The organism is Pseudomonas rustica, from assembly GCF_049959085.1.
GTDB classification, from domain to species: domain Bacteria; phylum Pseudomonadota; class Gammaproteobacteria; order Pseudomonadales; family Pseudomonadaceae; genus Aquipseudomonas; species Aquipseudomonas rustica.
Window position 1 is genome coordinate 3,144,923 of record NZ_CP188200.1, and the last position, 26,108, is coordinate 3,171,030.

The 26,108-nt window shown below is 59.8% G+C and carries 25 protein-coding genes; 16 read left to right on the plus strand and 9 right to left on the minus strand.

Annotated elements, in window-relative coordinates:
- Nucleotides 1-164: 164 nt before the first annotated feature.
- Nucleotides 165-668 (plus strand): GNAT family N-acetyltransferase, encoded by a 504-nt coding sequence (locus ACP3TY_RS14350; RefSeq protein ID WP_426620399.1) that lies wholly within the window; start codon nt 165-167, stop codon nt 666-668.
- Nucleotides 669-1,175: 507 nt separating this feature from the next.
- Nucleotides 1,176-1,505, plus strand: coding sequence for a hypothetical protein (locus ACP3TY_RS14355; RefSeq protein WP_053121022.1), 330 nt, complete (start codon nt 1,176-1,178; stop codon nt 1,503-1,505).
- A gap of 232 nt (nt 1,506-1,737) precedes the next feature.
- Here the strand turns inward: ACP3TY_RS14355 and cynR are convergent, their stop codons facing one another.
- Nucleotides 1,738-2,625: a transcriptional regulator CynR gene (gene cynR, locus ACP3TY_RS14360; protein ID WP_426620401.1), complete on the minus strand. Its 888-nt coding sequence runs from the start codon at nt 2,623-2,625 to the stop codon at nt 1,738-1,740.
- Between the two features lie 120 nt (nt 2,626-2,745).
- Here cynR and cynS point away from each other — a divergent pair, with 120 nt between their 5' ends.
- Nucleotides 2,746-3,213, plus strand: coding sequence for a cyanase (gene cynS, locus ACP3TY_RS14365; RefSeq protein WP_426620403.1), 468 nt, complete (start codon nt 2,746-2,748; stop codon nt 3,211-3,213).
- A gap of 60 nt (nt 3,214-3,273) precedes the next feature.
- Nucleotides 3,274-3,933 (plus strand): carbonic anhydrase, encoded by a 660-nt coding sequence (locus ACP3TY_RS14370; RefSeq protein ID WP_401238954.1) that lies wholly within the window; start codon nt 3,274-3,276, stop codon nt 3,931-3,933.
- A 117-nt stretch (nt 3,934-4,050) separates the two neighbouring features.
- Here ACP3TY_RS14370 and ACP3TY_RS14375 read toward each other — a convergent pair whose 3' ends face one another.
- The 3 genes from ACP3TY_RS14375 to ACP3TY_RS14385 form a co-directional block, all read right to left on the minus strand.
- The gene (locus tag ACP3TY_RS14375) at nt 4,051-5,553 is read right to left on the minus strand and encodes an aldehyde dehydrogenase family protein (protein WP_426620405.1); all 1,503 of its coding nucleotides are present in this window, start codon (nt 5,551-5,553) and stop codon (nt 4,051-4,053) included.
- Nucleotides 5,554-5,735: 182 nt separating this feature from the next.
- The gene (glsB, locus tag ACP3TY_RS14380) at nt 5,736-6,644 is read right to left on the minus strand and encodes a glutaminase B (RefSeq protein WP_426620407.1); all 909 of its coding nucleotides are present in this window, start codon (nt 6,642-6,644) and stop codon (nt 5,736-5,738) included.
- Nucleotides 6,645-6,828: 184 nt separating this feature from the next.
- Nucleotides 6,829-8,445, minus strand: a complete 1,617-nt coding sequence (locus ACP3TY_RS14385; RefSeq protein WP_426620409.1) for a L,D-transpeptidase family protein — start codon at nt 8,443-8,445, stop codon at nt 6,829-6,831.
- A 150-nt stretch (nt 8,446-8,595) separates the two neighbouring features.
- Between ACP3TY_RS14385 and ACP3TY_RS14390 the strand changes: the two genes are divergently transcribed.
- The 4 genes from ACP3TY_RS14390 to ACP3TY_RS14405 all read left to right on the plus strand — a co-directional run bounded on the left by ACP3TY_RS14390 (nt 8,596) and on the right by ACP3TY_RS14405 (nt 11,872).
- Nucleotides 8,596-9,309, plus strand: coding sequence for a murein L,D-transpeptidase catalytic domain family protein (locus ACP3TY_RS14390; protein ID WP_053121034.1), 714 nt, complete (start codon nt 8,596-8,598; stop codon nt 9,307-9,309).
- Between the two features lie 221 nt (nt 9,310-9,530).
- Nucleotides 9,531-9,788 carry a DUF2790 domain-containing protein gene (locus tag ACP3TY_RS14395; protein WP_053121035.1) on the plus strand — a complete coding sequence of 86 codons (258 nt, stop codon included), beginning with the start codon at nt 9,531-9,533 and terminating at the stop codon, nt 9,786-9,788.
- 9 nt (nt 9,789-9,797) lie between these two features.
- Nucleotides 9,798-10,469: a heavy metal response regulator transcription factor gene (locus tag ACP3TY_RS14400; RefSeq protein ID WP_426620411.1), complete on the plus strand. Its 672-nt coding sequence runs from the start codon at nt 9,798-9,800 to the stop codon at nt 10,467-10,469.
- Nucleotides 10,466-11,872 (plus strand): heavy metal sensor histidine kinase, encoded by a 1,407-nt coding sequence (locus ACP3TY_RS14405; protein WP_426620412.1) that lies wholly within the window; start codon nt 10,466-10,468, stop codon nt 11,870-11,872. The genes ACP3TY_RS14400 and ACP3TY_RS14405 overlap by 4 nt, the downstream gene beginning before the upstream one ends.
- A gap of 51 nt (nt 11,873-11,923) precedes the next feature.
- Here ACP3TY_RS14405 and ACP3TY_RS14410 read toward each other — a convergent pair whose 3' ends face one another.
- Nucleotides 11,924-13,336, minus strand: coding sequence for an MFS transporter (locus ACP3TY_RS14410; RefSeq protein ID WP_426620413.1), 1,413 nt, complete (start codon nt 13,334-13,336; stop codon nt 11,924-11,926).
- 103 nt (nt 13,337-13,439) lie between these two features.
- Between ACP3TY_RS14410 and ACP3TY_RS14415 the strand changes: the two genes are divergently transcribed.
- Nucleotides 13,440-14,327, plus strand: coding sequence for a LysR family transcriptional regulator (locus ACP3TY_RS14415; RefSeq protein ID WP_426620414.1), 888 nt, complete (start codon nt 13,440-13,442; stop codon nt 14,325-14,327).
- Here the strand turns inward: ACP3TY_RS14415 and ACP3TY_RS14420 are convergent.
- Entirely contained in the window at nt 14,324-14,944 is a 621-nt protein-coding gene (locus tag ACP3TY_RS14420) for a cell wall hydrolase (protein ID WP_426620416.1), read from the minus strand. The genes ACP3TY_RS14415 and ACP3TY_RS14420 overlap by 4 nt on opposite strands.
- 208 nt (nt 14,945-15,152) lie before the next feature.
- Between ACP3TY_RS14420 and ACP3TY_RS14425 the strand changes: the two genes are divergently transcribed.
- The 5 genes from ACP3TY_RS14425 (at nt 15,153) to ACP3TY_RS14445 (ending at nt 21,781) form a co-directional block, all read left to right on the plus strand.
- Nucleotides 15,153-15,995 (plus strand): CAP domain-containing protein, encoded by an 843-nt coding sequence (locus tag ACP3TY_RS14425; RefSeq protein WP_426620488.1) that lies wholly within the window; start codon nt 15,153-15,155, stop codon nt 15,993-15,995.
- Nucleotides 15,996-16,286: 291 nt separating this feature from the next.
- Nucleotides 16,287-17,183, plus strand: a complete 897-nt coding sequence (locus ACP3TY_RS14430; RefSeq protein ID WP_426617779.1) for a bestrophin family protein — start codon at nt 16,287-16,289, stop codon at nt 17,181-17,183.
- A 338-nt stretch (nt 17,184-17,521) separates the two neighbouring features.
- Complete coding sequence (locus tag ACP3TY_RS14435; RefSeq protein WP_212549198.1) at nt 17,522-18,406, plus strand: LysR family transcriptional regulator; 885 nt, start codon at nt 17,522-17,524, stop codon at nt 18,404-18,406.
- Nucleotides 18,407-18,987: 581 nt separating this feature from the next.
- Nucleotides 18,988-20,352 (plus strand): glutamine synthetase family protein, encoded by a 1,365-nt coding sequence (locus tag ACP3TY_RS14440; protein ID WP_401238987.1) that lies wholly within the window; start codon nt 18,988-18,990, stop codon nt 20,350-20,352.
- A gap of 145 nt (nt 20,353-20,497) precedes the next feature.
- Complete coding sequence (locus ACP3TY_RS14445) at nt 20,498-21,781, plus strand: NAD(P)/FAD-dependent oxidoreductase (protein WP_426617780.1); 1,284 nt, start codon at nt 20,498-20,500, stop codon at nt 21,779-21,781.
- Between the two features lie 109 nt (nt 21,782-21,890).
- Here ACP3TY_RS14445 and ACP3TY_RS14450 read toward each other — a convergent pair whose 3' ends face one another.
- Both ACP3TY_RS14450 and ACP3TY_RS14455 read right to left on the minus strand, forming a co-directional pair.
- Nucleotides 21,891-22,676: a DeoR/GlpR family DNA-binding transcription regulator gene (locus ACP3TY_RS14450; protein WP_426617781.1), complete on the minus strand. Its 786-nt coding sequence runs from the start codon at nt 22,674-22,676 to the stop codon at nt 21,891-21,893.
- Nucleotides 22,677-22,930: 254 nt separating this feature from the next.
- Nucleotides 22,931-23,824, minus strand: a complete 894-nt coding sequence (locus ACP3TY_RS14455; protein WP_426617782.1) for a LysR family transcriptional regulator — start codon at nt 23,822-23,824, stop codon at nt 22,931-22,933.
- An 84-nt stretch (nt 23,825-23,908) separates the two neighbouring features.
- Here ACP3TY_RS14455 and ACP3TY_RS14460 point away from each other — a divergent pair, with 84 nt between their 5' ends.
- Nucleotides 23,909-24,685 carry an NAD(P)H-dependent oxidoreductase gene (locus ACP3TY_RS14460; protein WP_212545959.1) on the plus strand — a complete coding sequence of 259 codons (777 nt, stop codon included), beginning with the start codon at nt 23,909-23,911 and terminating at the stop codon, nt 24,683-24,685.
- Nucleotides 24,686-24,940: 255 nt separating this feature from the next.
- Nucleotides 24,941-25,372 (plus strand): hypothetical protein, encoded by a 432-nt coding sequence (locus tag ACP3TY_RS14465; protein WP_159812434.1) that lies wholly within the window; start codon nt 24,941-24,943, stop codon nt 25,370-25,372.
- Nucleotides 25,373-25,457: 85 nt separating this feature from the next.
- Here the strand turns inward: ACP3TY_RS14465 and ACP3TY_RS14470 are convergent, their stop codons facing one another.
- The gene (locus tag ACP3TY_RS14470; RefSeq protein WP_053121083.1) at nt 25,458-26,006 is read right to left on the minus strand and encodes a cupin domain-containing protein; all 549 of its coding nucleotides are present in this window, start codon (nt 26,004-26,006) and stop codon (nt 25,458-25,460) included.
- Nucleotides 26,007-26,108: the final 102 nt, after the last annotated feature.

Genomic DNA, 26,108 nt, shown 5'->3' on the forward strand with positions numbered 1-26,108 from the left:
TGTGGTGAGGGGATTTATCCCCGCTGGAGTGCGCAGCAGTCCCCTGCTTTTATGAGTGAAAAGAGGGGCTGCTGCGCAACCCAACGGGGATAAATCCCCTCGCCACAGGTCTGTTCAATTCAGACTACTGTGTCATGAGTCATATCGCCGGGAGTGAATACCCAATGCCCACCATCCACCTGCACCCCGCCCAACGGGATGACCTCGACACCGTCAACAATCTCATGCAGTTCTACCTGCACGATCTCAGCGAATGGCTCCCGCTAAAATTCGCCCACCACGGCTTCTTCCCCAACCAACTCGAAGAAAGCTACTGGCGCCACCCCGCCACCCAACCCTTCCTGATCCACGTCGACGACGAACTCGCCGGTTTCATCATCGTCGACAACCAGACCCACCTCCCCAGCGCCGAGCACAACATCAGCTATTTCTTCCTCGCCCGACGCTGGCGTGGCCAAGGTGTCGCCCAGTTTGTCGTCTCCACCCTCTTGAGCCGGATCCCCGGGCAATGGCAAATTTTCCATATAGACGCCAACCTGCCTGCGCAACGCTTCTGGGCCGGACTCATCCCTCGATTGAGCGGTGGTGAATTCACCCGACGGCAGGGTGAAGTAGACGGTTACCCGTGCACCTTTTACGTCCTGCACGCACCTTTTTCCGTTGCTTGAACGGATCCTTTCTCATTCCAAAACAGCTTTGTCCGACAATATGTAGTGACCAAAAATAATCACTACATAACTGTTGACGGCGTCGTTTTGCTTTTGCATGATGAAGACGTTCCCCGATCGGGAACATCGGTAACACGCTTGAGCAAACTCGTCTGACCGCCGAGTTGTTTTCCGGATACACGCTGCCCACAAGGCAGATTGAAGAAGCTGACCTGGCCTGAACGTCCAGTACAAGGACGAGAAGCGCTGGCGAAAATTCTCAAGACGCTTGTGGTCGACGCTGCACAGGTCGGCAAGGAGCCTCCCGGTTTTCGCTGCTTCTCCTCGTTGTGACGCTATTGCGTAGCAGTTATTCAACACGACTACATGCAACAGATGCACGACCCCGTATTTCAACGGGCGAGCGCTGACGTCCTGGTTTCGGTGCCAGGGATCAACTAACCGATGGGCTACCTGTATTAGCGAATCAACTTTGAAAGATAACCAGACTGGTCAAGGGGCAACAATATGAATCTGAACAATCAACCAACTATCGAAGAACTGGCTCGTATGTTCGCTGCGCAAAAAGACAGCCACGACAGCCACATTCTGTGGATCAGCAAATCGGGTCAGGTGCATATCGACTGCCTGGCGCCGCACGCTGGTGAAGAAGAGTTCGACCAGAACAACCAGAACCTGCTGGCCCGCCTGAAGATGTACCGCCGCGGCCACGGCTATGTCGGCAAGAAAGCCGCGGCCGATCGGGACTTCATCGGTAATGTTCTGCAAACGCTGAAACAGGCGTGGGACTCGATGCAGAACAAGAACGAAGTTCGGGTGATTGATCGGTTCTGCTGATTCACTACTTTAATAATTGAAAGGGCCTGCTTCCTTATAAAGAAGCGGGCCCTTTTTTGTTCGCTTTATTGATATGGCTTGACTGGAATTGTAGCCCCTCACCCCCAGCCCTCTCCCGAGGGAGAGGGAGCCGATTTGTGGTGCTTTCAAAATATGAGTTCGGCACAGCATTTTCAGGTCGGCGTAACTTGCACAAACACCTCGGTCAGTCCCCTCTCCCTCCGGGAGAGGGTTAGGGTGAGGGCATCTCCCGCTCCAACACCATTTCAACAAACGCCAACGCCGCCGCACTGTGATAATTATTCCGTCGCCGCAACAACGCCGCGCCCCGCTGCGGCGCCTCACTCACCACCCGCAACCGGCGTAGCGCTCGATCCTCCGTGGCAATCGCCTCCGGCAACATCGTCGCCATCGGTGAATGCCGAACCACTTCCAGCAACGTACTCACCGAATTCACCTCAATCCGCACTTTGGGCGTAATCCCGTGCTGACGAAAATACTCATCCACCGATAACCGCGTGATGAAATCCGACGCCAGCAACGCGAAATCCAGCTGCGCAATGTCATCCGGCGCCAGCACCGCAGTGCTCTCATACAGGGGATGCTCACGCCCGACCATAACCCCCAACGTCTCAGTAAATGCCGGAATGCACTCTATGTCCGGACTGCGCACCGGCGTAAATGCGATCGCAATGTCCAGCGAGTCATCCGCCAAGCCCGTTTCAATGTCGTCCATCGACAATTCGAAAATCTGCAGATGAATCCCCGGATACCGCGCCGTAAAGTCGCGCACCAACGGCCCGACCAGATACGCCATAAACGTTGGCGTCATCGCCAGGCGCAAGCTGCCGCGCGACAGATCTTTCACGTCATGCAACGCGCGCTGCCCCGCCTCCAGCTCAACCAACACCCGCCGCGCGCATTCGATGTAAGCCTCGCCGGCATCGGTGGGTTTGACCGTGCGCGACGTCCGATCAAACAGCGTCACGCCAAGAGTTTCTTCCAGTTGGCGGATTTGCTGCGACAGCGTCGGCTGCGACACATGCAGCGCCTCGGCCGCACGGGTAAAGCCGCCGTGATCGGTAACGGCCAGCAGGTATCGCAAATGTCGCAGCAGCATGGGGCACACCATCTATAGGCAGGGCTTATGCGAAGCATTGTATATCGGTCTTGGACGCTATGGATCAATCGGCAGAAGATTGCTCCCACACAGCAAGCCAACCCTGAAAGGAGTGACACCATGCAACAGTCCCACGCCTACAACGACGCAAGCCTGGCCCTGACCACCCGCATTCTCGACATCAAGGCGCGCAAAAATCTCTCGTGGCAGGATCTTGCCGACGGCACTGGCCTGAGCCTGGCCTACGTCACCGCTGCCCTGCTCGGCCAGCATCCGCTACCGGAAAATGCTGCTCAGGTCGTCGGCGACAAACTGGAGCTGGACGCCGACGCGGTTGCAGCGCTGCAAATCATCCCGCTGCGTGGCAGCCTCAGCGGCGTGCCGACCGACCCGACCATCTACCGCTTCCACGAGATGATTCAGATCTACGGCACCACCCTCAAAGCGTTGGTTCACGAGCAGTTCGGCGACGGCATCATCAGCGCAATCAACTTCAAACTCGACATCAAAAAAGTCGAAGACCCGGAAGGCGGTTCTCGCGCCGTGGTTACCCTCGACGGCAAATTCCTGCCGCTGCGTCCGTTCTGATCTGCCCCGGCCCGCACCCCGCGTGCGGGCCATCCGATCGCCCCTGAAGAGGACACGCACATGAAAGCCCTGATCGACGGTTTCTTGAAATTCCAGCACGAAGCCTTTCCGCAACGCAGCGAACTGTTCAAACACCTGGCGACCACCCAACAGCCCGGCACCTTGTTCATCACCTGTTCCGACAGCCGAGTCGTGCCGGAACTGCTGACCCAGCAAGAGCCCGGCGAGCTGTTTGTGATGCGTAACGCCGGCAATATCGTGCCGTCCTACAGCCCGCATCCGGGCGGAGTTTCGGCCACGGTGGAGTACGCGGTTGCCGTACTGGGTGTGACCGACATTGTGATTTGCGGGCATTCGGATTGCGGCGCGATGACCGCGATCGCCCAGTGCAAATGCATGGATCACCTGCCCGCCGTCAGCGGCTGGTTGCAGCATGCCGAGTCGGCGAAAGTGGTGAATGAAGCGCGAGCGCATGCCAGTGATGCGGCGAAGTTGAGTTCGATGGTGCGCGAAAATGTCATCGCGCAACTGGCGAATATTCAGACGCATCCGAGCGTGCGCCTGGCCCAGGAGAAAGGCCTGCTGAATCTGCATGGCTGGGTGTACGACATCGAGACGGGATCGATCGATGCGCTGTCGTCGGATCGGCGCACGTTTGTGCCGTTAGCGGAACAGCCGGCGACGTGTGCGGTTTACGCTAACAGCGCTGACGCAGCCTGAAACACCCCTGTAGGAGCTGCCGAAGGCTGCGATCTTTTGATCTTGATCTTAAAAAACAAGATCAAAAGATCGCAGCCTTCGGCAGCTCCTACAGGAAGCGTATCGCGGCGGTGCGGACTAGCGTTTTACGCTGAGGTCGATTTGGCTCATGCGGCTGAGCACCGTGAACACGCCATCCCCCGAAAGAATCGCGCTGCGTGCAAACAAGCGCCCGCTCTCCCAGTTCGAAAGCCCCAGTTCCGGCTTGTTCAGCGCGTACTGCCCATCGACCCAACGGGTGATGCCATTGCCCACAAACGGCGCATTCACCGCGTTGTAAAAACGCTCTTGAACCGCCGCATCTTCACTGATCAACGACACCGTGAACTGCGGGCTATAGCGGTTGAACAGCGCAATTGCCTGATCCAGATCGTCAACGATCATCAGGCTGACTTCCGGGGTTTCTTCCCATTCCCACTCGCGGCCCAATGCCAATTGCGCCAGCGGTTCAGCCAAGGCTTCAGTCTGATAACCCTCGGCGCGATACACCTCGACCGTCGCGTTCTGCCATTCACTCGGCAGGTAACTTTCACTGCCCTCGACGATGTGCAATTTGCAGCCCTGACCGCGTGCGGTGCCGGCCTGCTGCAGCGCATCAAGAAACAGCGGCACCAATTCTGCTGCACGCTCACGCTGGATCAGGCAGACGTTCAGCGTGTTGCACACTTTGCGATCCAGCGAATTCCGCACCACCGCGGCGAAGCGTTTGGCGTCTGCGTCACGATCGGCAATCAGCCACGCCCCGCCCGTACCGTGCAGGCTGACGGCGGTGCCGGCCTGCTGGGCGATGCTGCCCAATTGACTCACCGCACGGCCCGAGCCGCGCGCCACGGCCAGCGACAAACGCCGGTCGGCAAACATCGCCCAACCGGCGGCGTGGTTGACGCTTTCCACCAACGACACCGCACCGGCCGGCAAACCTGCCTCGGCCAGCGCTGGATTCAAGGCGTGGGTGACGATGGCTTGCGCGGTGCCCAAGGCATCGCTGCCAATGCGCAGCACGGCGGTGTTGCCGGTGCGCAATACGCCGGCTGCGTCGGCGAACACGTTCGGTCGACCTTCAAAGACAAATGCGACGATGCCCAGCGGTGAGACCACTTGCTCAACTTTCCAGCCATCGTGCTCGACGCTGCTGATGACTTTGCCACGCGTCGCGGCGGCATCACGCCAGGCGCGCAGGCCGGCGATCATGTCGCCGCGCATGCGTTCATCGGCGAGCAATCGGGTGGTGGAACGGCCGCGCGCCTTTGCACGTTCGATGTCGGCCAGGTTCGCCGCTTCGATCTGCGCCCAGCTCTCTGCGGTTTCCAGACGCTGTGCGAACAGGTCGAAAAACTGGCTGATGGCTTCATCAGAGACTGCCGACAACGCAATGAAAGCCGAGGCCGCGCGTTCGATCGCCACCGAGGCGGCTTGTTGATCGACTACGGGAATCAGCAGCAACTCGCCACTCACCTGCTCGACCAGCAGGTGGTCTCCGGGCTGAAACCGCGCGGCCAGTTCGGGGCTGACCACGGTGACGCGGTTGCCAGCGAAAGGGATCGGGGTGCCAGCGACGAGACGTTCGAGTGCAAGAGACATGAAGCGGATTCACCATGCAGGGAGCGGCCGGAAAATGTATAGGAACACCCTCCTCCCAGGCAACACAAAACCCTTGTAGGAGCAGAGCTTGCTCGCGAAGACGGCTTGTCAGGCAACGGGTTTGTTGAATGTCAGGACGCTTTCGCGAGCAAGCTTTGCTCCTACAGATTGAGGTGTTTGGGTTAGAACACTGACCAGCCAATTCTGGCGCTAAGCATCTCCAGCGCCGCCATCCCCGCCAGCGAGTTACCCGCAGCATTCAGCTCCGGCGACCACACGCACACCGTGAACTGCCCCGGCACCACCGCGACAATCCCGCCGCCGACGCCGCTCTTGCCCGGCAACCCCACGCGATAAGCAAAATTGCCCGCCTCGTCATACAGCCCACTGGTGGCCATGATCGAGTTGACCTGCTGAGTCTGCCGCCGCGCGAGAATCTGCTCGCCGCTGTGTTTGCAAAAACCGTCGTTGGCCAAAAAGCAAAACGCCCGCGCCAGATCGATGCAGTTCATCCGCAGTGCGCAGTGGCTGAAGTAACTGCGCAGCACTGCTTCAACGTCGTTGTGAAAGTTGCCGAACGATTGCATCAGATACGCCATCGCCGCATTGCGCGCGCGGTGCTGGTATTCGGAGTCTGCGACTTTACTGTCGATCATGATCTGCGGATTGCCCGAAAGACGCCGGACGAAGTCGCGCATCGACAGGGTCGGCGCGGCGAAGCGTGATTGATTGATGTCGCAGATCACCAGCGCACCGGCATTGATGAACGGGTTGCGCGGGCGGCCGCGTTCGAATTCCAGCTGCACCAGCGAGTTGAAGGGCTGGCCCGACGGCTCGTGGCCGAGGCGTTCCCAGATCGCTTCGCCGGAATGTTCGATGGCCTGCACCAGGCTGAACACCTTGGAAATACTCTGCACTGAAAACGGCGTTTCGGCGTCGCCGGCGCAGTACATTTCGCCGTCGTTGCCGTACACGGCGATGCCCAATTGATTGGACGGCACAGTGCCGAGGGCGGGAATGTAGTCAGCCACCTTGCCTTGCCCGATCAGAGGACGGACAGCGTCAAGGATCTCGTTCAACAGCGCTTGCATGCCGGGTTCCGAAGTCTCGCCCCATGGGATTGCGGGGACACTGGGGCTAGACGCTGCGCAGGCAAATCAAATCACAGTTGCCCGTGTAGGAGCTGCCGCAGGCTGCGATCTTTTGATGTTGCCTTTAAGAGACAAGATCAAAAGGTCGCAGCCTTCGGCAACTCCTACAGGGAGAATTGTTGAGTCAGTGTGCGCGGTCGAGGCCGGCGAGCAAGGCGCTGTCGCGGCTGTAGATGTCTGGCGCGTAGCGCACGTGGCCGTCGCTGCCGACTTGCGCCGTCCAGTAGGTCATCAGGATCGGCACTGGCGCGGAGAGGCGAAATTCATGCGTGGTGCCAGTCGCCAACAGCGTTTCGGTACGGGCCTTTTCCGCAGGGCTCAGCAACAAATCCCGCAGCTGCATCGGGTGCTCGACCCGCACGCAACCCGAGCTGAACGCACGCGGCCCCTTGTCGAAGAGCGCCTTGCTCGGCGTGTCGTGCAGGTACACCGAAAACGGATTGGGAAAACGAATGACCATCTGCCCGAGCGGATTGCGCGGGCCGGCGTCCTGACGCAAAAGGATGTTGCCGGGATTGTCCCAGTCCACATCCGCCGCGGCCAAAGGCTGGCCGTTGGCATCGAGCACTTGCAGGTTCTGACGACTGAGGAAGGTCTGATCCTTGCGGATCGCCGGCAGTTTGTCTTCTTTCCAGATGGTCGGTGGTACCGTCCAGGTCGGGTTGAGGGTCAGGCGCGTGACGCGGGATTTCAGCAGCGGAGTCTGCCGTTCGGCGCGTCCGACCTGGGTGCGGGTCTGCCACACCGGTTGGCCGCCCTGATACAGGGTCAATTCGGCAGCGGCGACGTTGACCAGCAGCCCATCGGGCTCCATGTCTTGCGCCATCCAGCGGAAACGTTCGAGGTTGACCCGCAGCTGTTCGCGGCGCGTCAGCGGGCTGATATTGAGTTCAGCAATCGTCCCCGGCCCGACCACGCCGTCGGCCTGCAACGAATGGTTGGCCTGAAAACTTTTCACCGCCTCGACCAGCACGCCCTCGTAAGCGTTGCCCGGCGTGCTGCCGGCGTGGGCCAGATAGCCTTCGCTGTACAGACGCTGCGCCAGTTCCGGCACGCGTTTGTCTTCCATGTCCGGACGCAACAACGGGCCATTGCCGACCGATTGCCACTGCGGCAAGGCCTTGAGACGTTGTGCGGCGTAGAGGTGACGCAGGCTCTGATATTGCGCGAGGTGTGGACGCGCGCGATCGAAGGCGCCCGGAATGTCCTGCATGCCCGGCACGGCAATCGCCAACAATTCCGCCTGACGGTCACGCGGGGTGTCATCGGCATGCCACAGCGGTTCGAAGTGCGACTGCAACAGGCTGCCGTAATGCAGATCCTGCAGGGCTTGCAGGTAGTAGCGGCTGATGTCGATGTCGGCGCAGAGTTCGCCGTCCTGCGGAGGAATGCTCGCTACTGGGTAGCGTTTTGGATTCAGGCCATCGTCGGCCAACAGCGGCAATTGCGCTTGTAAAGCCTGCAAACGTCCGGATTCGCTGGCCCACACTGGCATCCAGTCCTGCTGTTCATAGAACGCCTGCAACTGGGTCATTGCCGCCACGCTCAGCCGCGCAGCAATCGCCGGACAGGCCTGCGGCAGACTGATCAAAACAGCCTGCAACGGACTCTGCGGTTCGACCGGCAACTCGGCCGGTGGCGTCGGCAGCGTCTGCAAGGGCGGCAGCGGCTCATCGGCACAAGCGACAAACGGCGCAGCGAGCAAACAAATGCTCAAGTAGCATGCGTACTTTTTGAACAACTGCTTTACTCCAATCCATGGCCGTCCAGATGACGGTCAACCTTACATCAGGTGTGCTGAACAGTCAGGCTCGATCTTCGGGCGTGGCGGTTATGACTGGGAGTCAGGAGCCAAAGTGCCAAATGAGTAGCAAGTGAGGACACTTTATAAATGTTGACGTTTTTGCGCCGACTTCTGCTGTCCACCGCGACCCTTGTCGCTGTGACCAGTCCAGTTTTTGCCGCCGGCAAACCATCGCCGGTTCTCTACAACAGCCTCGCCCACGCCGCGCCAGAACTCAATCCCCAGGCGCTGAAAGGTGCATTAAGCGCCATGCAATGCGCGGTCAACAATGGGGCGAAGCCGTCCCGCCATCTGGCCGTCATCGATTATTCGCAACCGTCCACAGAACGCCGCTTGTGGATTTTCGACCTGAGCAAACAGAAGTTGGTTCTACGCGATTTGGTGGCGCACGGTTCCAATTCCGGCGAAAACTTCGCCACGCAGTTTTCCAACCGTGAAGGCAGTTACCAATCCAGCCTTGGTCTGTTCCGCACCCAGGAAAGTTACAGCGGCGCCCACGGTTATTCGTTGCGCATGGACGGTCTGGAACCGGGCTTCAATGACATGGCCCGCGATCGCGCGATCGTCATTCACGCCGCCAGTTATGTGAATCCGTTGTGGAGCAAGAAACAAGGACGCATCGGCCGCAGCCAGGGTTGCCCGGCGGTGCGGCCGCAGATTGCCAAGCAAGTGATTGATCGATTGAAGGATGGCCAGTTCATGTTTTCCTGGTACCCGGATCAGCGCTGGCTGAAATCCTCGCCGTACCTCAACTGCCAACCGCAACAGGTGGCGAGCATCCTCAGCACCCACGCGAGTTAACCCCTCACCACAAAACCCCTGTAGGAGCTGCCGAAGGCTGCGATCTTTTGATCTTGCTTCTAGAAAACAGATCAAAAGATCGCAGCCTTCGGCAGCTCCTACAGGGGTGTGTTTCATTACAACTTTGTCATTCAGCTGTCGGTTTGCCGTGCGGATCGCTCGGTAGCCTGATGTTGTCCCGGCGCCAACGCCGATCAACACCAACCACTGAGTGACTGACCATGAAAACCCTCCTGCTCGCCCTCACCACCCTCCTCGCCACCGGTTCCGTGTTCGCCGCGAACATGCCCGACACCGCCGTCATCCATGACAAATCCGCCTTCTACGTCAATCTGGATGTCGACAAAGTACTCTCCAGCACCGATATTTCTCAGGCCTGCGGTGTGGTTCCGGCGCAACTCAACTACCTCGACCATCAGGGCCGCGAACATGTGCTGAACTATGACGTGCAAGGCAGCGGCTGCATCAATGACCATTGAGAGTGATCGATGAATATTCTGGTTGTCGAAGACGAACCCAAGGCCGGCAATTACCTGCTCAACGGATTGCAGGAACTCGGCTACAGCGTAAGCCTGGCGCGCAACGGCGCCGACGGTTTGCACCTGGCGCTGGAGCACAGCTTCGACGTGATCGTGCTCGATGTGATGATGCCGAAAATGGATGGTTGGGAAGTCCTGCGCCGGCTACGCAAGGAGGCCGACACGCCGGTGCTGTTCCTGACTGCCCGCGACGATATCGCCGACCGCGTCAAAGGCCTCGAACTGGGCGCGGACGATTACCTGATCAAACCGTTTTCCTTCGCCGAACTGGTGGCGCGTCTGCGCACCCTGACCCGACGCGGGCCGATTCATGAAGATGAACAACTGCAAGTCGCCGACCTGCAAATCGACGTGCTCAAACGCCGAGTAAGTCGCGGCGGAATGCGCATCACCCTGACCAATAAAGAGTTTGCCTTGCTGCAACTGTTCGCCACGCACACCGGGCAGGTGCTCGCGCGTTCGCTGATCGCGTCGCGGGTGTGGGACATGAATTTCGACAGCGACACCAACGTGGTCGACGTCGCCGTACGCCGCTTACGGGCGAAAATCGATGACCCGTTCCAGCTCAAGCTGATCCACAGCGTGCGCGGCATCGGCTACCGTTTCGACACGCAGCCATGAGCGCGAACCGGGCGTATTCCCTGACCCTGCGCCTGGCGCTGGTGTTCGCCCTGCTCGCCTTCGCGTCGCTGGCCGGGCTCGGCGCGGCGCTGTACAGCGAGCTGGAAGAACAGCTGATTCGCCGCGACGACATTTCGCTGGTCAGCCGCGTCGACCAGTTGCGCACCTTCCTTAACGACAGCAACACCCTCGAGCTGATCAAGAATAAACCGGCGCTGTTCCAGAACATGCTCGGCAACCGCGAGGCACTGCTGACCATCGGCGCGCCGGGTGAACCGCCATTGCTGGTGGTCAATCCGGGCAACCTGACCACGCCGACATTGCCAGCGGTGCCGATCAATCACACGATGACGCTGAACGATGTACAGCATCTGCCGAACGTTAACGGCGTACCGTTTTCGGCGGTGGCGGCTGAGATCGACTCTGGTGAACTGGGCAATCTGCAAGTCACAACCGGACGCCTGATGAGCGAACGCACGGCGATGCTCGCCAATTACCGTTTGAGCGTTTATGGCCTGGCGACGTTGGCGGCGCTGCTGCTCGCGGTGATTGGTTGTTTGCTGGTGTATCGCGGTTTGCTCCCATTGCGCCGAATGGCCAAACACGCTCATGGCATCGGTGTCGGCAATCTCGGCGAACGCCTCGACAGCCAGGGCGCGCCACGGGAATTGCTGCCGATGATCGATGCGTTCAACGCCATGCTCGATCGCCTCGCCAAAGGTTTTGCGCAGTTGAGTCAGGTGTCCACCGACATGGCTCACGAACTGCGTACGCCGATCAATAACCTGCTTGGCGAAACCCAGGTCGCCCTGCATCAGAACCGCAGCATCGAAGCCTATCAACAGTTGCTCGCCTCCAATGTCGAAGAGCTGGAACGGCTGACGCGGATGCTCGACAACATGCTGTTTCTTGCGCGCACTGATCCGGCGAGTGCGCTGAGCCAGCGTCAGGAGCTCGATGCGGCGGACGAGATGCAGCGCATTGCTGATTATTTTGAAGGGTTGGCGGCGGATGTGGGCGTGTGCATTGAGGCGCGTGGCAGCGGTGTGATCTGGGCGGAGCCAATGTTATTGCGGCGGGCGCTGGCGAATCTTTGCGCGAATGCGATCAAGTACGGTGCGGCGGATTCGACGCTTCAGGTTGAAGCCATTGCTGAACCTGAGGGCAGTTATCTGCGGGTGCGCAACCACGGCGCGACCATTGCGCCTGAGCATCTGGCGCGGTTGTTCGAGCGCTTTTATCGCGTGGATCAGTCGCGCGAGCGTTCAGCGCAATCGAACGGTTTGGGCCTGTCGATTGTGGCAACGATCATGCAGTTGCATCAGGGCCGGTATAGCGCCAACAGTGCAGATGGCGTGACCTGCTTCGAACTGTTCTTCCCTGCCCGACAAACCCGAGACTAACGATCACCGCCATTCCCCTGTGGGAGCGAGCCTGCTCGCGAAGGCAATGTGTCAGTCACTGGAGATGTTGATTGTGCCAATCTCTTCGCGAGCAGGCTCGCTCCCACAGGGGAATTGCGTTCGGCTTATGATCAATGCCATGAACGCTATTGCCGTGGCGACCGCGAAGGTGATGTGTAAACCACTGGCAACTGCTGCTGCCGGCGCCTCCGTCGGATCCCCCGCCGCCAGTGCAAACACCGCGCCCATCACCGCCGCCCCGGTGATCAATCCCAGATTGCGCGCCAGCCCCAACAGCGCCGAGACCACCCCGCGCTGATCCTGACTCACGCCGGCCATCAACCCGGTGTTATTGGCTGCCTGAAACAACGCATAGCTGACCGCAACCATCGCAATCGGCAACACGTACGCGAACACGCCAAGGCTCATCGGCAACGACGCCAACAGTCCACAACCACAAGCCAAGCCCAGCAACGCACCCGGCACGATCCGGCGCGCGCCAAAGCGATCCACCAGACGCCCGGCCGGCACACCGCCAAACGCCGACAACAACGGCCCGACCGACAACACCAGTCCAACCATGGCGCTGCTCAAACCCAAACCCCGGCTCAAGTAAAACGGCCCAACCACCAATGTGGTCATCATCACGGTAGTCACCAATAACGTCAGCAAGAGGCTGCTGCTCAATCGCCGGTCGGCAAACAGCGACAAGCGAATCAAAGGCACCTTCACCCTCATCTCGATAAAAACAAACAGCCCCGCACCGCACGCGCTGACCAGCAACAACGGCAGGGTCAGCCCTGTCAGCGTCATCGCCAGCGCATAAGCCGCCAGCGTCAACACCAACACCCCGGTGCCGAAATAATCAAAGGCAACCCGTGTGCTGATCGCTCGATCTGCCGGCAGATAGCGGAACACCAACCACGCATTGAGCAAACCCAGCGGTACGTTGAGCAGAAAAATCGAATGCCAGCCGAGATGCGCCATCAACAATCCGCCCAGCGACGGCCCGAGGGTGGTGCCGGTCGCTGACATGGTCGCCAACAAACCCATCGCACTGCCCGCCCGTGACTTCGGCACCGCATCGGCCACCAACGCGACCGTCAAGGCAAACATGATCGCCGCGCCAACGCCTTGCACCGCTCGCGCGCCGATCAGCCAACCCAGTCCCGGTGCCAACGCACAACACAACGAGGCCGCGGTGAAAATGCCGATGCCGATCAATAGCAATCGGCGCCGACCGATGCCGTCGCCCAGCCGCCCGACGCTGACAATCAGCGTGGTGACTGTCAGCAGGTAAGCCAGAACGATCCACTGCACCTGTTGGAACGTCGCATCAAACGCCGTCGCAAGTATCGGTAAGCCGGCATTGGCAATGCTGGTGTCCAGCGACGGCATCAACATCGACAGGGCCAGACTGGTCAGCGCCCAGCGGGCTGAAGTGGTCAGGGGTTCTCGCGGCATCTTTCGCTCACTTGGCAGAGGTGATGCTGCTTAGCCTGAGCCTCGACAATACAAGGCACAAGACGCATGCTTTGCACTCGATACCTGCATGGAACGCCATGTCATGTCTGCGCCCGATCTGAATCTGTTGATCACCCTCGACGTGCTGCTGCGCGAAGGCAGCGTCGCCCGCGCGGCCAAATGCCTGCGATTGAGTCCTTCGGCGATGAGTCGCGCCCTGGCCCGTCTGCGCGAGACCACCGGCGATCCGCTGCTGGTGCGAGCCGGTCGCGGTCTGGTGCCGACGCCGCGTGCATTGGAATTACGCGAACGCGTCAGTCATCTGGTGCAGGAAGCCGAGGCGGTTTTGCGCCCTGCCGAGGTGCTCGACCCGAGCCGCTTGCAACGCACCTTTACCCTGCGCAACACCGACGGTTTTGTCGAAACCTTCGCCGCCGCCCTGCTCGCACGCATCGCTGAAGAAGCGCCCGGCGTGCGCCTGCGCTTTGTGCAGAAGGCCGACAAGGACAGCACGCCGCTGCGCGAGGGCCGCGTCGATCTTGAAACCGGCGTGATCGACGACAGCACCGACCCGACGCTGCACAGCCGCATTCTGTTTCAGGATTACTGGATCGGTGTGGTGCGTGAGGGGCATCCCTTGAGTTCGGGAAAAGTCAGCAGCAAGCGTTTTGCCGGTGGCGAGCACATTCTGATTTCCCGACGCGGGCGCAGCAGCGGCCCGGTAGACGAAGCGCTATTTGCGCTCGGGCTGACGCGGGACATCGTCACCTCATTCGGCGGTTTTTCGGCGGCGCTGACGCTGGTGCGTGAATCGGATTTGATCGCCACTGTCCCGGAGCGCCACACCAGCAAACTGCGCAGCGGCCTGCACAGTTTCGCCCTGCCCTTCGAGATGCCGCCGATCAGCGTCTCAATGCTTTGGCATCCGCGCATGGACGCTGATCCGGCACACCGCTGGTTGCGCGATTGTGTGCGACAGGTCTGCGCCTAACGCGCGTCGCCACCGGCCGGTTTATAGAAGAGGAATTTTTTCGTTTCGGCGGTTTTGCGGTACTCCTTGGCCCAGCTCGGGTGGACGTTGCGGTCGTGGAAGTACAGCGCGCCGCGGGTATGATCCGGGAGCTGACGGTTGAGCGCTTTGCCGGCGATTTCCTTGGCCAGCGCGTATTCGGAGTCCTCCTTGACCTGATCCGCCTTGCCATCGCACCACCAGGAAAACTGGCAGCTCTTGGTTTCCGATCCCTGTTTGACCACTGCGCATACGGTGTCGGGGAAACCTTCGTGGCCGAGACGATTCATCACCACGTTGGCCACCGCTTCCATCTCCGGGGTGTCTTTGCCTTTGGCTTCCCAATAGATACTGCGCGCCAGGCAGGTCAGCGGATCATCCAGCGGTGCAGCGCCGGCTGGGTCGACCGCTTGCGCTTCGGTCGGGGTAATCGCTTCGGCTTTCGGCGCCGGTGCGCTGCTGACTTTGTCCGCCGCTTTTTCCTCCAGCACCTGCGCTTTCTCTTCAGCCTTCGCCTTGATCGGGGCCTGATCGGTGGCCCATGCGGAGCCCGCCAACAGGATGCAAACCATACAGCCAGCCAAGCCTTTCAATCCCATGTCAGTTCTTCCGGCAGCGCCCGCTAAGGGCAACGTGTTGCGTGGGTGAGACGCCCGGATCCCGGGGTCTTCGGTGAGTGTAGACGGCAAAACGCCAGACAAAGTTGCGCAGAAAAAACCGCCGAATGAAGAAAAAGACATTGCACCCACCGGGGGCCTTTCGCGCATCATGGACGCATTCAGCTCAAGGGAGATTTCCATGCGCTTCATGCCATTCGTTTTGCGTTGTGCCGCGTTGTCCGCCGGCATTGTGTTGGCCATCCCGGCGCTGGCCAGCGATGAATCGCAACTGATCGAGTCGATCAACAGCTACCGCAGCCAGCCGCAACGTTGCGGTTCGCAGGCCTCCAATGAGTTGCCGCCGCTGTCGGCCGATCCCCGCTTGCGACTGCCGGCCAGTGGCGCGGTGGATTTGCAGCAAGCCATGGCCAGCGCCAGTTACCCGATGGTTAATGTGCAGGCGATCACGCTGAATGGCCCGCGCGATGCGGCGTCGGCGATGCAGGCGATTCAGGAAAGTTTTTGTCAGGTGGTGCTCGACCCGCAGTTCGTCGATGTCGGCGTCAGCCGCGCCGATCGCGATTGGCGCATTGTGCTGGCGCGACCGCTGTTGTCGGCCAAACTCGGCGATGCGCAAAGTGAAGGGCAGAAACTGCTGGAGCAACTCAACGTCGCCCGCAGCCAGCCGCGCCAGTGCGGTGGTCAGGCCTTCGCCGCTGCCGCACCGTTGGCCTGGAATGCTGCGCTGGGCACGATCGCCCAGGATCACAGCCGCGACATGGCCAACAACAATTATTTCGACCACAAGGATCGCGACGGCCGCACCCCCGGCGACCGCGCTGAACTGGCCGGTTACAGCGGTCAACTGGTCGGCGAAAACATCGCCGCCGGGCAAGACACCGTGCGCAAAGTCGTCGACGGCTGGATCGCCAGCCCCGGCCACTGCGCCAACCTGATGAACCCACAATACAAAGAACTCGGCGCCGCCTACGCCACCGACCCGAAAAGCAGCGCAGGCATCTACTGGACCGCCATGTTCGGCGCGCAGTAACTCCGCGTCCTCAAACACCGCAAAATCCGTAGGAGCAGAGCTTGCTCGCGAAGGCGTCTATCCAGTCGAAATATGCATTGACTGTATTTACGCCTTCGCGAGCAAGCTCTGCTCCTACAGGGGGTTCAGGGGTCATCAATTTGATCAATCGTGCGGTCATTCAAACTGATTGGACGCGCCTTTCTGGCGCTCTTACTCTGCGCCGCCATTGCAGCCAACTAGACTCATCGGCGTGGCGCTGCACAACCCGTTGATCCGCCACGCCCCCATGCATAACCAGGGCAGAACAGCATGATCGTCCGACCCAAGATTCACCCCATTGCCATCCTGTTCACCCTCAAGGGTTCGATCGCCAAACGCATCGCGTTGCGCGCGCTGATGATCACGCTGTTGGCGTCGGCCATTGTGCTGGTGGAAATCCTCCACCCGAGCTATTTCGCCAGTGTCAGCGCGACGCCGTTTACGCTGCTCGGTTTGTCGCTGTCGATCTTCATGAGTTTTCGCAACAACGCCTGTTATGACCGCTGGTACGAAGCGCGCAAGGCGTGGGGCGAGGTGATCGTGCACATTCGCTCGATCATTCGCGAAACCCACGTCATCCGTGACTCCGCCGAGCGCAAACCGTTGCTGCTTAATCTGTGCGGCTTCGCCCATGCGCTGAACGCCCGGTTGCGCAAAGAAAGCGAAGCGCATGCCAGCAGCCAATGGGTCATGCCCAAGCCGGATCCGCAGACGCCCGATTACAGCGGACGAATTCTGCAAACGGTCGGCCAGCAGTGTTCCGACTTGCATCAAAACGGTGAGCTGACGGAGTGGCGCTACATGCTGCTCGCCAATCACCTGACCAGCCTGACCCAGGCGCAGGCGGTGTGCGACCGGATCAAAACCACGCCGCTGCCGTTTCCCTACACGCTGTTGCTGCATCGCACGATTTATCTGTTCTGCATCCTGTTGCCCTTCGCCATGGCCGAACCGTTGGGCTGGTTGACGCCACTGTTCACAGCGATTGTCAGCTACACGTTTTTCGGCCTCGATGCGATTGCCGATGAGCTGGAAGACCCCTTCGGCCGCGACGAAAACGACCTGCCAACGGATGCGCTGGTGCGCACGCTGGAGCGAGATATTCTCTGGGAGCTCGGCGCAGAAATGCCGCCGGCGCTTAAGCCTGTGGACTATGTCTTGAGCTGACCCCAAATTCCCCCCCCCAATATAGACGAGCACCACAAAACCCTTGTAGGAGTGAGCCTGCTCGCGAAAGCGGATTGCCAGCCAACATCGTTGTCGCCTGACTTGCCGCGATCGCGAGCAGGCTCACTGCTACAGTTGTGTTTTTTGCAGGGCTTTGAAGAGTTCGCTGTCCGCCAGACGCTGCGTATCGGCCACTTTGCCGGCGGTCGATAAGCCTTTAAACACTTCCGATTGGACGAATACGCCCTCAAATGAGATCGTCGCGCCCTGCACCTTTGGTGCGCGGTACGCATCTGCGTCAATACTCCACCCAGAAATCCCATCGAGCAGGTGCCGTCGTGGACATCAAACAACTCAAATTCCTGATCGCCCTCGACGAAACCCGTCACTTCGGTCAGGCCGCCGCCCGCTGCCACATCACTCAGCCGACCCTGTCGATGCGCCTGCGCAATCTCGAAGAGGAGCTGGATCTGGTGCTGGTCAATCGTGGGCAGCGCTTTGAGGGGTTCACCGAGGCTGGCGAGCGCGTACTGGCCTGGGCCCGCACGTTGCTGGCGGCGCATGATGGTTTGTTCGCCGAAGCGGCGGCCTGTCGCGGGCAACTGGTCGGCAGTCTGCGCCTCGGTCTGGTGCCGCTGAGCAGCTTCAATCCTGTCGATTATATTCAGCGATTGTCGGGGTCTTATCCCGAGTTGAAGTTCAGCCTGTCCTCGCTCAGCTCCGACGAGATCATCGCCAGTCTGGGCAACAATCAACTGGACTTGGGCGTGTGCTATCTCGATCACGTCAATCCGGCCTATTTCGAGTTTTTCGAGATCGGTCAAACCCGCGTCGGATTGCTCTACGACAACCGGCATTTCCAGTTCGAAGGCACTCAGATGAGTTGGGAAGAAGCCGCGCAATTGCCGCTGGGCATGATCACCACCGGCATGCATTACCGCAAATCCATCGACCTGAGTTTTCGCAGTCGCGGCTTGAGTCCGCAGCCGATCATGGAGAGTGATTCGACCTATCAGTTGTTACAGGCGATTCACCAGGGTTTCTGTTGCGCGATCATGCCGCTGGACAGCGGAATGGAGGAGCCGATTGAACACCTGTCGTTCATGACCCTGCCGGACGCCAGCGTGCTCGCACCGTTGGGGATGGTGATGCGCAAGACCGAACCGCGCTCGGCGATTGCTGAAAAGTGTTTTGCTGAAGCGCGGAAGATGCTTGAGGGCTGATGTGCACATCTGACCCAAGGCCAAATACAAAACCTGTGGTGAGGGGATTTATCCCCGATGGACTGCGCAGCAGGCCCAGATTTTTTGGGGCTGCTGCGCAACCCGTCGGGGATAAATCCCCTCACCACAGGGTTTTTGGCAAACCTGCACAAGAGGGGTTGTCAGAAGCAGGTGTTCAAGATATTTCACATTGATCGTTTACACGCCCGCGGATTCCCCCTTACTATCCGGGCACACCGGTCGACGGGTCAGCCCCGCGTCCGACGTTTTCCGCCAACGGAAACACGCGTTATGAGTACGTATCTACAACAACTAAAATCGTTGAACGTCTCCGCTGTGTGCGCCCTCTGTCATAGGGGCCGCGCATGAATCGTATCGTCAATCTCCCCATGGCCCTGCGCCGTTCCAAGTTGCGTCACTCCGCACGCCCGCCGGATGTCTGCGTTTCTGCCTGATCACGTCTGAAAAACGTGTAGGCCTTTTCTCTTTCGATATCCCTGCCAGGACACCTGGGCTTTCGCCCATTACTGTCTCTTGGCCCGAATCTGCGCGCCTGTGCGGCGCAACTCTGAGTGATTGCCATGAAATTCGCAGCGATTGAAGACGCACGCCTGTTCCTCGACCAAAACCCTGATATCGACATGATCGAGCTGTTCATTCTCGACGCCAACGGAGTGCCGCGCGGCAAGCTGTTGCACCGTGAAGAACTGCTCGCCGTTTACGAAAGTGGTCGGCCGCTGCCAAGCACCATCCTCGGTCTGACCGTGCAAGGTGAAGACGTTGAAAACTCCGGTCTGGTCTGGGACGTCGGCGATATCGACTGCCGTGCCTATCCGTTGGAAGGCAGCCTGGTGCGCCTGCCATGGCGGCAAATTCCGACCGCCGCCGTGCAAGTCAGCATGCACCCGAAGGAAGGCATGCCAGCGAGCATCGCCGACCCGCGTCACCTCTTGATCAAAGTCATCGACGGCCTCAAGGCCGAGGGATATCACCCGGTGATGGCCTGCGAGTTGGAGTTCTATCTGCTCGACGCCAAACGCGATCACAACGGTCGTCCGCAACCGGCACTGGATGCCGACGGTGGGCGACCGCGACACACACAGGTCTACGGTTTACGCGAGCTGGAACAGATCGAACCGTTCCTCGCCGACCTCTACAGCGCCTGCAAACTGCACGGCATTCCGGCGCGCACGGCGATCTCCGAATACGCCCCGGGCCAGGTGGAAATCACCCTCGAACACGGCGACGCGCTGGAAGCGATGGATCAAGCGGTGCGCTACAAGCGTCTGGTCAAAGCGGTCGCGCACAAGCACGGCATGCAAGCAACGTTCATGGCCAAACCGTTCGATGATCTGGCCGGCACCGGCATGCACATGCACGTCAGTCTGGCGGATGCCGAGGGGCGCAATCTGTTCGCTTCCGAAGACCCGGCCGGCACGCCGCTGCTGCGCACGGCGATTGGCGGCATGCTCGCGTCGTTGCTCGACACGCTGCTGATGTTCTGCCCGAACGCCAACTCGTACCGCCGTTTCCAGGCCAACAGTTACGCGCCGTTGGCGCCGACCTGGGGTGTCGACAACCGCACGGTCAGCCTGCGCGTACCCGGCGGCCCGGCGAATACCCGCCACATCGAACACCGCATTTGCGGCGCCGATGCCAACCCATATCTGGCGGCGGCGGCGATCCTTGCCGGCATTCATCGCGGCATCAGTGAAAACCTTGATCCCGGCGCACCGGTTGAAGGCAACGGTTATGCGCAGGCGAAGGAATTGCTGCCGACTGATTGGCTGACGTCGCTGCAGGCACTGGAAAAATCGGCGTGGGCGCGGGATGCCTTGGGGCAGGAGTTTCTTGGGGTGTATCTGGCGGTGAAGCGTGCCGAATATCGGCAGTTCATGGCTGAAGTGGGTGAGCAGGATTGGCGTTGGTACCTGACCGAAGCCTAAAGCCTCACCCATAACCCTGTAGGAGTGAGCCTGCTCGCGATAGCGACCTGTCAGCTAACAATGATTTGCCTGACACACCGCTTTCGCGAGCAGGCTCACTCCTACAAGGGATCGCGTACCGACCTTGAAATTTGTGGACACTGACATGACCGAACGCTGCAATTCCTATTACACCGCCACCCTCAACCAGGACACCGACTACCCGACCCTGCAAGGTCGACACACGGTCGACGTGGTGATCATCGGTGGCGGGTTCACTGGCGTTGCCACCGCCGTCGAGCTCGCCGAAAAAGGCCTCAAAGTCGCCATTGTCGAGAGCAACAAAATCGGCTGGGGCGCCACCGGGCGTAACGGCGGGCAAGTCACCGGCAGCCTCTCCGGCGACGGTGCGATGCGCAGACAGATGCGCGCGAAACTCGGCGATGACGTCGACGATTTCATCTGGCACCTGCGTTGGCGCGGACACGAAATCATCAAGCAACGCGTGGCGAAATACGCCATTCAGTGCGACCTCAAACACGGTCATTTGCACGCGGCCTACAAGCCGAGCCACATGCCCGATCTGCGCAACGATTACGAAGAAGCCGTGCGGCGCGGACTGGGCGATGAAGTCAGCCTGCTCGACCGTAGCCAGGTGCGCGATCTGCTGCAAAGCGATCTCTATCACGGCGCCATCAAGAACACTCGCAACATGCACCTGCACCCGCTCAATCTGTGCATCGGCGAAGCGCGGGCAGCGGAAAGTCTCGGCGCGCTGATCTTCGAAAACAGCGAAGTGCTGGAGATCATTCATGGCGACAAGCCTGGTGTCAGAACCGCTCACGGCCAGATCGACGCCAAGCAAGTGATGCTCGCCGGTGACGTCTATCACAAGCTCGAACCGGGCAAGCTCAAGGGCAAGATTTTCCCGGCCATGGGCGGCATCGTCACCACCGCGCCGCTCGGTGATCTGGCCAAACAGATCAACCCCGAAGACCTCGCGGTCTACGACTGCCGCTTCGTCCTCGACTATTACCGCCTCACCGCCGACGGGCGCCTGTTGTTCGGCGGCGGCGCCAACTACAGCGGCAAGGATTCACGCGACATCGCCGGCGAACTGCGCCCGTGCATCGAGCAAACCTTCCCGGCGCTCAAAGGCGTACAGATCGATTACCAGTGGAGCTGCGCGATGGGCATCGTCATCAACCGCATCCCGCAACTGGGTAAACTCTCGGACAACGTCTGGTACTGCCAGGGCTACTCCGGCCACGGCATCGCCACCACGCACATCATGGGTGAAATCATGAGCCGCGCGATCACTGGGCAGATGGAGCAGTTCGACACGTTTGCGGGTTGCCAGCACATTCGTGTGCCGATGGGCGATTTGCTCGGGAATCCGATGCTGGCTGCGGGGATGTGGTACTACCAGATGCTTGAAAAGTTGCGTTGAACCAACACCTTCCCTTGTAGGAGCTGCCGAAGGCTGCGATCTTTTGATCTTGTTTTTAGAATCAAAATCAAAAGATCGCAGCCTTCGGCAGCTCCTACAGGAGGCGGCTTCAGTCTTGTAGTTGCTCCACAACAATCCCCAACCGTCGATAATCCTCAACACTCCCCGCCGCCACATGCCGTTCGGTAATCAGCGTATGCAGGCGCGTACAAGGCGCCACCACAAACGGCTCCACCGCGCCCAACTTGTCCGCCGTAGTCACGGCAATCACCCGCGTCGCGCCATCGAGCATCGCCTGCTTCACCGGCACTTCATCAAAATGCAGCGAAGTAATCCCCACCTCCGGATGAATCGCGCAGACGCCGGTAATCGCCAGATCCGCCTTGATCCCCGCCAGCAAGCGCAGCGCCTCATGCCCACCCGCCGACATCGTTCGCGGATTCAACGTCCCGCCTGCCAGAATCACTTTCACACCCTTGAATTCCGCCAGCGCAATCGCCGTCATCGGCGCAGCCGTCACTGCCGTGATCTGGATATCCGCGCGCAGCGACCGCGCGACCTGCAACGTCGTCGAACCGGAATCAAACAGCACAATCTGCCCGTCTTCGACCTGCTGCGCCGCCAGTTGCGCCAGACGGATTTTCACCTCATCGGTCTCATCCAGCCGCGTGAAGTAATCCTTGCCGGAATCTTTCGGACGCGGCAACGCCCCTCCATGAACCCGCTGCACGAGGCCGGCGTTATCCAGCTCGGCGAGGTCGCGGCGGATGGTGTCTTCGGAGACGGCGAAGTGTTGGCTCAACTCGGAGGCCATGACTTTGCCGTCGCGTTCGAGGAGCAGGAGAATTTTTTGCCGGCGCAATGAAGGCAGTTCGGCTGCGGAATGATCGTGCATGTATTTGCCTGTTTATGCTTGTAGTTGCAGGTTTCTGCGAGACTAGCGAAACCCTCGAGCAAATACAAACCGGCGGGTATCAATTACTTCGATCATTGCAATCAACAAGGCGAATTTTTTCTTTGCTTTCAGCCTGTTCAGAATGGCCCCACTTTAAAAGGCTCAGGATGAACACCTCATGAATCTCAATTTTGCGTTTGCATGCATGATCGTTGTGTCGTTTGCGGTGGCTCTCGGTCACGCCTGACAGCGTCTCAGACCGACGCCAACAAGTGCTCACGCAGCCATTTGTGCGCCGGATCGCGATGCGCGCGTTCGCCCCAGAACATTGCCATTTCGTAACCGGGCACTGCCAGCGGTGCGTCGACCACTTGCAATGCCGGATTGTCGCGCACCAGACGTGACGGCAACATCGCCACCAGATCGGTGCTGACCAGCACCGACATCGCCATCAGAAAATGCGGCACCGACAGCACCACTTTTCGTTGCAAACCGACCTCTGCCAACGCCTTGTCGGTCACCCCGAAAAACCCTCCGCCCTCCCGCGACACCAGGACGTGTTCCAACGCGCAGAACTGTTTGCGCGTTGGCACGCGCTGCAAATCCGGATGACCGACGCGACCGGCCAGCACATAGCGTTCGGTGAACAATGGCCGCGAGTGCAACTCCAGCGGCGCGTCTTCGCTGATGTGCAGGGCGATGTCGAAGACGCCCTGCTCCGCCTGTTTCACCAACTGCGCAGGTGTCAGATCGATCACGGCCAATCGCGTGCCCGGTGCCTGTTTGCGTAATCCGCTGAGCGCCGGTAACACCACCGTCGTTTCACCGTAATCGGTGGCAGCGACTTTCCAGGTGTGCGTCGCCTGCGCGGGATCAAACGCGCTGGCCGGCGCGACCGCCCTTTCCAACGCCTCCAACGCTTCGCGCAACGGCTCGCGCAATTCATCGGCGCGCACCGTCGGGCGCATTCCGCGCGGCCCGGGCAGCAGCAACGGGTCGCCAAAAATGTCGCGCAACTTGGCCAGATGCACACTCACCGAGGGCTGCGACAGGTTCAGCCGTTGCGCGGCGCGGGTGACGTTGTGCTCGGACAGCAACACGTCGAGGGTGAGCAGCAGATTGATATCGAGGCGTCTCAAATTATTCATGGCTATACCAGACATATCAGACATTCATTTCCAATATACCGCTTGAACGCTGATCCTGCAGTCCTCAGCCAACGGAGCTACAGCATGAATGTCTTACTGGTTTACGCCCACCCTGAACCGACTTCCCTCAACGGCTCGCTCCGCGACTTCAGCGTCCAGCGCCTGCAAGCCGCCGGCCACACCGTGCAGGTCTCCGACCTCTACGCGATGAATTGGAAAACCACCCTTGACGCCAACGACGCCCCGGAGCGCGACACCACAAAACCGTTCCACGCCTCGCTCGACTCAAAAGTGGCGTACGCCGAAGGCAGCCAAGCCGCCGACATCGCTCGCGAACAGGAAAAACTGCAGTGGGCCGACGCGCTGATTCTGCAGTTCCCGATGTGGTGGTTTTCGATGCCGGCGATCCTCAAAGGCTGGGTCGAACGCGTCTACGCCTACGGTTTTGCCTACGGCGTTGGCGAACACTCCGACAGCCGCTGGGGTGAGCGTTATGGCGAAGGGAAAATGCAAGGCAAGCGGGCGATGTTGATGGTCACCACCGGCGGCTGGGAGTCGCACTACGCTTCACGCGGGATCAACGGCCCGATGGATGATCTGCTGTTTCCGATCCAGCACGGGATTTTGTATTACCCCGGTTTTGAAGTGGTGCCGCCGTTCGTGGTGTATCGCACCAGCCGCATGGATGAGGCGCGCTATGCCGAGACGTGTGAAGAATTGGGGCGGAGGCTGGATGAATTGTGGAGCACGCGGCCGATTGCGTTTCGCCAGCAGAATGCCGGGGAGTACGAGATTCCGGCGTTGACGTTGAAGGATGATGTCGCGCCCGATCAACAGGGTTTTTCCGCGCACATTATTTGATGTTTGCCGCAAACCTTTGGAGGGTATTTGTCCCCGCTGGGCTGCGCAGCAGCGCCAAACCCTGCAAACGGATTTTTCCAGACAGACCGAGTTGTATGGTTTTGGGGCTGCTTCGCAGCCCAACGGGGATAAATCCCCTCGCCACAGGCGTCCGATCGCCCGCAAAACCGATTGAACCTCCTTCCTCCGGACTGCCTCGAAACTCTATAGCGCCCATTCATCGTTAGACGCGGCGCCCTCTTCGAGGAAATTCCGATGAACATTCGATTTCTGTTGCTGATCGCCACGTTCGCCATCATCCCGACTTGCGTCATGGCCGAGGGTTGCGACGTCCAGACCCAATCTTCCAGCGCCTCGGTGCCGGCCATCGAAACCCATAGCTGCTACGAATACGAAGGCATGCCGGTGAATGCCATCGACTGGTCGTGCAGCAACGAAAGCAAAGACATGCTCAGCAGCACAAAAAACAAAGTGGAAAACTGTGCGGATCACTATCAGGCCGCGTGCATCGCGACCATCACTCAGGAATCGCTCGCCAACCCGCACTCCACCAGCAAGGACAAAAACGCCAAGGCGCTGAACATCCCCGACAATGCGCAAGTGACCACGTATTACTACGACGTTGAGCATTTGGCCCAAGCGCGGATTGATTGTGAGAATGGCGGCGGGCAGTGGAAGGCGAAGTAGTTAAACGTTGAAACTTTGATCGCTCGATTTGTGCCAAAAAAAAAACCGCATCGCTGCGGTTTTTAGTGTGCTTCGAGTGACTGCCTTAGAAGTTCGCCGGCGTGTTCGCACTGATGATCTCGGCTTCATCGGCGCCGATATTGCGGAACTTGTGCGGTAACGTGGTGGGAAAGTAGTAACCATCCCCCGCGCCCAAAACGCTCACCTGGCCGTCGACGGTCAACTCGACAGTGCCGCGCGTGACCAGCCCACACTCCTCGCCTTCGGCGTGCACGATCGGCTCTTCACCGGAACTTGCGCCCGGCGCGTATTGCTCGCGCAGCAAACGCATCTGGCGGCTTGGCACCGAGGCACCGATCAGCAGCAGGCGCAGGCCATGACGGCCGAGATCCGGCTGTTCATTGGCACGGAAGACGTATTGATGTTCGCGCGGCGGCTGGTCGAAGGTGAAGAAGTCGGCCAGGGACATCGGGATGCCTTCGAGCAGCTTTTTCAGTGAGCTGACGGAGGGGCTGACGCGATTCTGTTCGATCAGGGAAATGGTGGCATTGGTCACGCCGCTACGCCGGGCCAGCTCGCGCTGGGAGAGTTTGTAGCTTTCGCGTACTAGTTTGAGTCGAGAACCCGTATCCATGACAGCCTTATGTGAGAACGACTTAAGGGCGATGGGGGTGGGTGGCGGGTGACGCGCCGAGGGCGCGGATCACGTTGCTCCCGTGTCCCGGAACCGTGAAAG

Bases quoted from the DNA above. Each gene is read 5' to 3' on its own strand.
- ACP3TY_RS14445 (WP_426617780.1), top strand. From the start codon at position 20,498: ATGACCGAACGCTGCAATTCCTATTACACCGCCACCCTCAACCAGGAC.
- ACP3TY_RS14470 (WP_053121083.1), bottom strand. From the start codon at position 26,006: ATGGATACGGGTTCTCGACTCAAACTAGTACGCGAAAGCTACAAACTC.
- ACP3TY_RS14410 (WP_426620413.1), bottom strand. From the start codon at position 13,336: ATGCCGCGAGAACCCCTGACCACTTCAGCCCGCTGGGCGCTGACCAGT.
- cynS (WP_426620403.1), top strand. From the start codon at position 2,746: ATGCAACAGTCCCACGCCTACAACGACGCAAGCCTGGCCCTGACCACC.
- ACP3TY_RS14465 (WP_159812434.1), top strand. From the start codon at position 24,941: ATGAACATTCGATTTCTGTTGCTGATCGCCACGTTCGCCATCATCCCG.
- ACP3TY_RS14460 (WP_212545959.1), top strand. From the start codon at position 23,909: ATGAATGTCTTACTGGTTTACGCCCACCCTGAACCGACTTCCCTCAAC.
- ACP3TY_RS14455 (WP_426617782.1), bottom strand. From the start codon at position 23,824: ATGAATAATTTGAGACGCCTCGATATCAATCTGCTGCTCACCCTCGAC.
- ACP3TY_RS14430 (WP_426617779.1), top strand. From the start codon at position 16,287: ATGATCGTCCGACCCAAGATTCACCCCATTGCCATCCTGTTCACCCTC.
- ACP3TY_RS14400 (WP_426620411.1), top strand. From the start codon at position 9,798: ATGAATATTCTGGTTGTCGAAGACGAACCCAAGGCCGGCAATTACCTG.
- ACP3TY_RS14415 (WP_426620414.1), top strand. From the start codon at position 13,440: ATGTCTGCGCCCGATCTGAATCTGTTGATCACCCTCGACGTGCTGCTG.
- ACP3TY_RS14390 (WP_053121034.1), top strand. From the start codon at position 8,596: ATGTTGACGTTTTTGCGCCGACTTCTGCTGTCCACCGCGACCCTTGTC.
- ACP3TY_RS14355 (WP_053121022.1), top strand. From the start codon at position 1,176: ATGAATCTGAACAATCAACCAACTATCGAAGAACTGGCTCGTATGTTC.
- ACP3TY_RS14375 (WP_426620405.1), bottom strand. From the start codon at position 5,553: ATGTCTCTTGCACTCGAACGTCTCGTCGCTGGCACCCCGATCCCTTTC.
- ACP3TY_RS14420 (WP_426620416.1), bottom strand. From the start codon at position 14,944: ATGGGATTGAAAGGCTTGGCTGGCTGTATGGTTTGCATCCTGTTGGCG.
- glsB (WP_426620407.1), bottom strand. From the start codon at position 6,644: ATGCAAGCGCTGTTGAACGAGATCCTTGACGCTGTCCGTCCTCTGATC.
- ACP3TY_RS14450 (WP_426617781.1), bottom strand. From the start codon at position 22,676: ATGCACGATCATTCCGCAGCCGAACTGCCTTCATTGCGCCGGCAAAAA.
- ACP3TY_RS14425 (WP_426620488.1), top strand. From the start codon at position 15,153: ATGCCATTCGTTTTGCGTTGTGCCGCGTTGTCCGCCGGCATTGTGTTG.
- ACP3TY_RS14370 (WP_401238954.1), top strand. From the start codon at position 3,274: ATGAAAGCCCTGATCGACGGTTTCTTGAAATTCCAGCACGAAGCCTTT.
- ACP3TY_RS14350 (WP_426620399.1), top strand. From the start codon at position 165: ATGCCCACCATCCACCTGCACCCCGCCCAACGGGATGACCTCGACACC.
- ACP3TY_RS14440 (WP_401238987.1), top strand. From the start codon at position 18,988: ATGAAATTCGCAGCGATTGAAGACGCACGCCTGTTCCTCGACCAAAAC.
- ACP3TY_RS14395 (WP_053121035.1), top strand. From the start codon at position 9,531: ATGAAAACCCTCCTGCTCGCCCTCACCACCCTCCTCGCCACCGGTTCC.
- cynR (WP_426620401.1), bottom strand. From the start codon at position 2,625: ATGCTGCTGCGACATTTGCGATACCTGCTGGCCGTTACCGATCACGGC.
- ACP3TY_RS14405 (WP_426620412.1), top strand. From the start codon at position 10,466: ATGAGCGCGAACCGGGCGTATTCCCTGACCCTGCGCCTGGCGCTGGTG.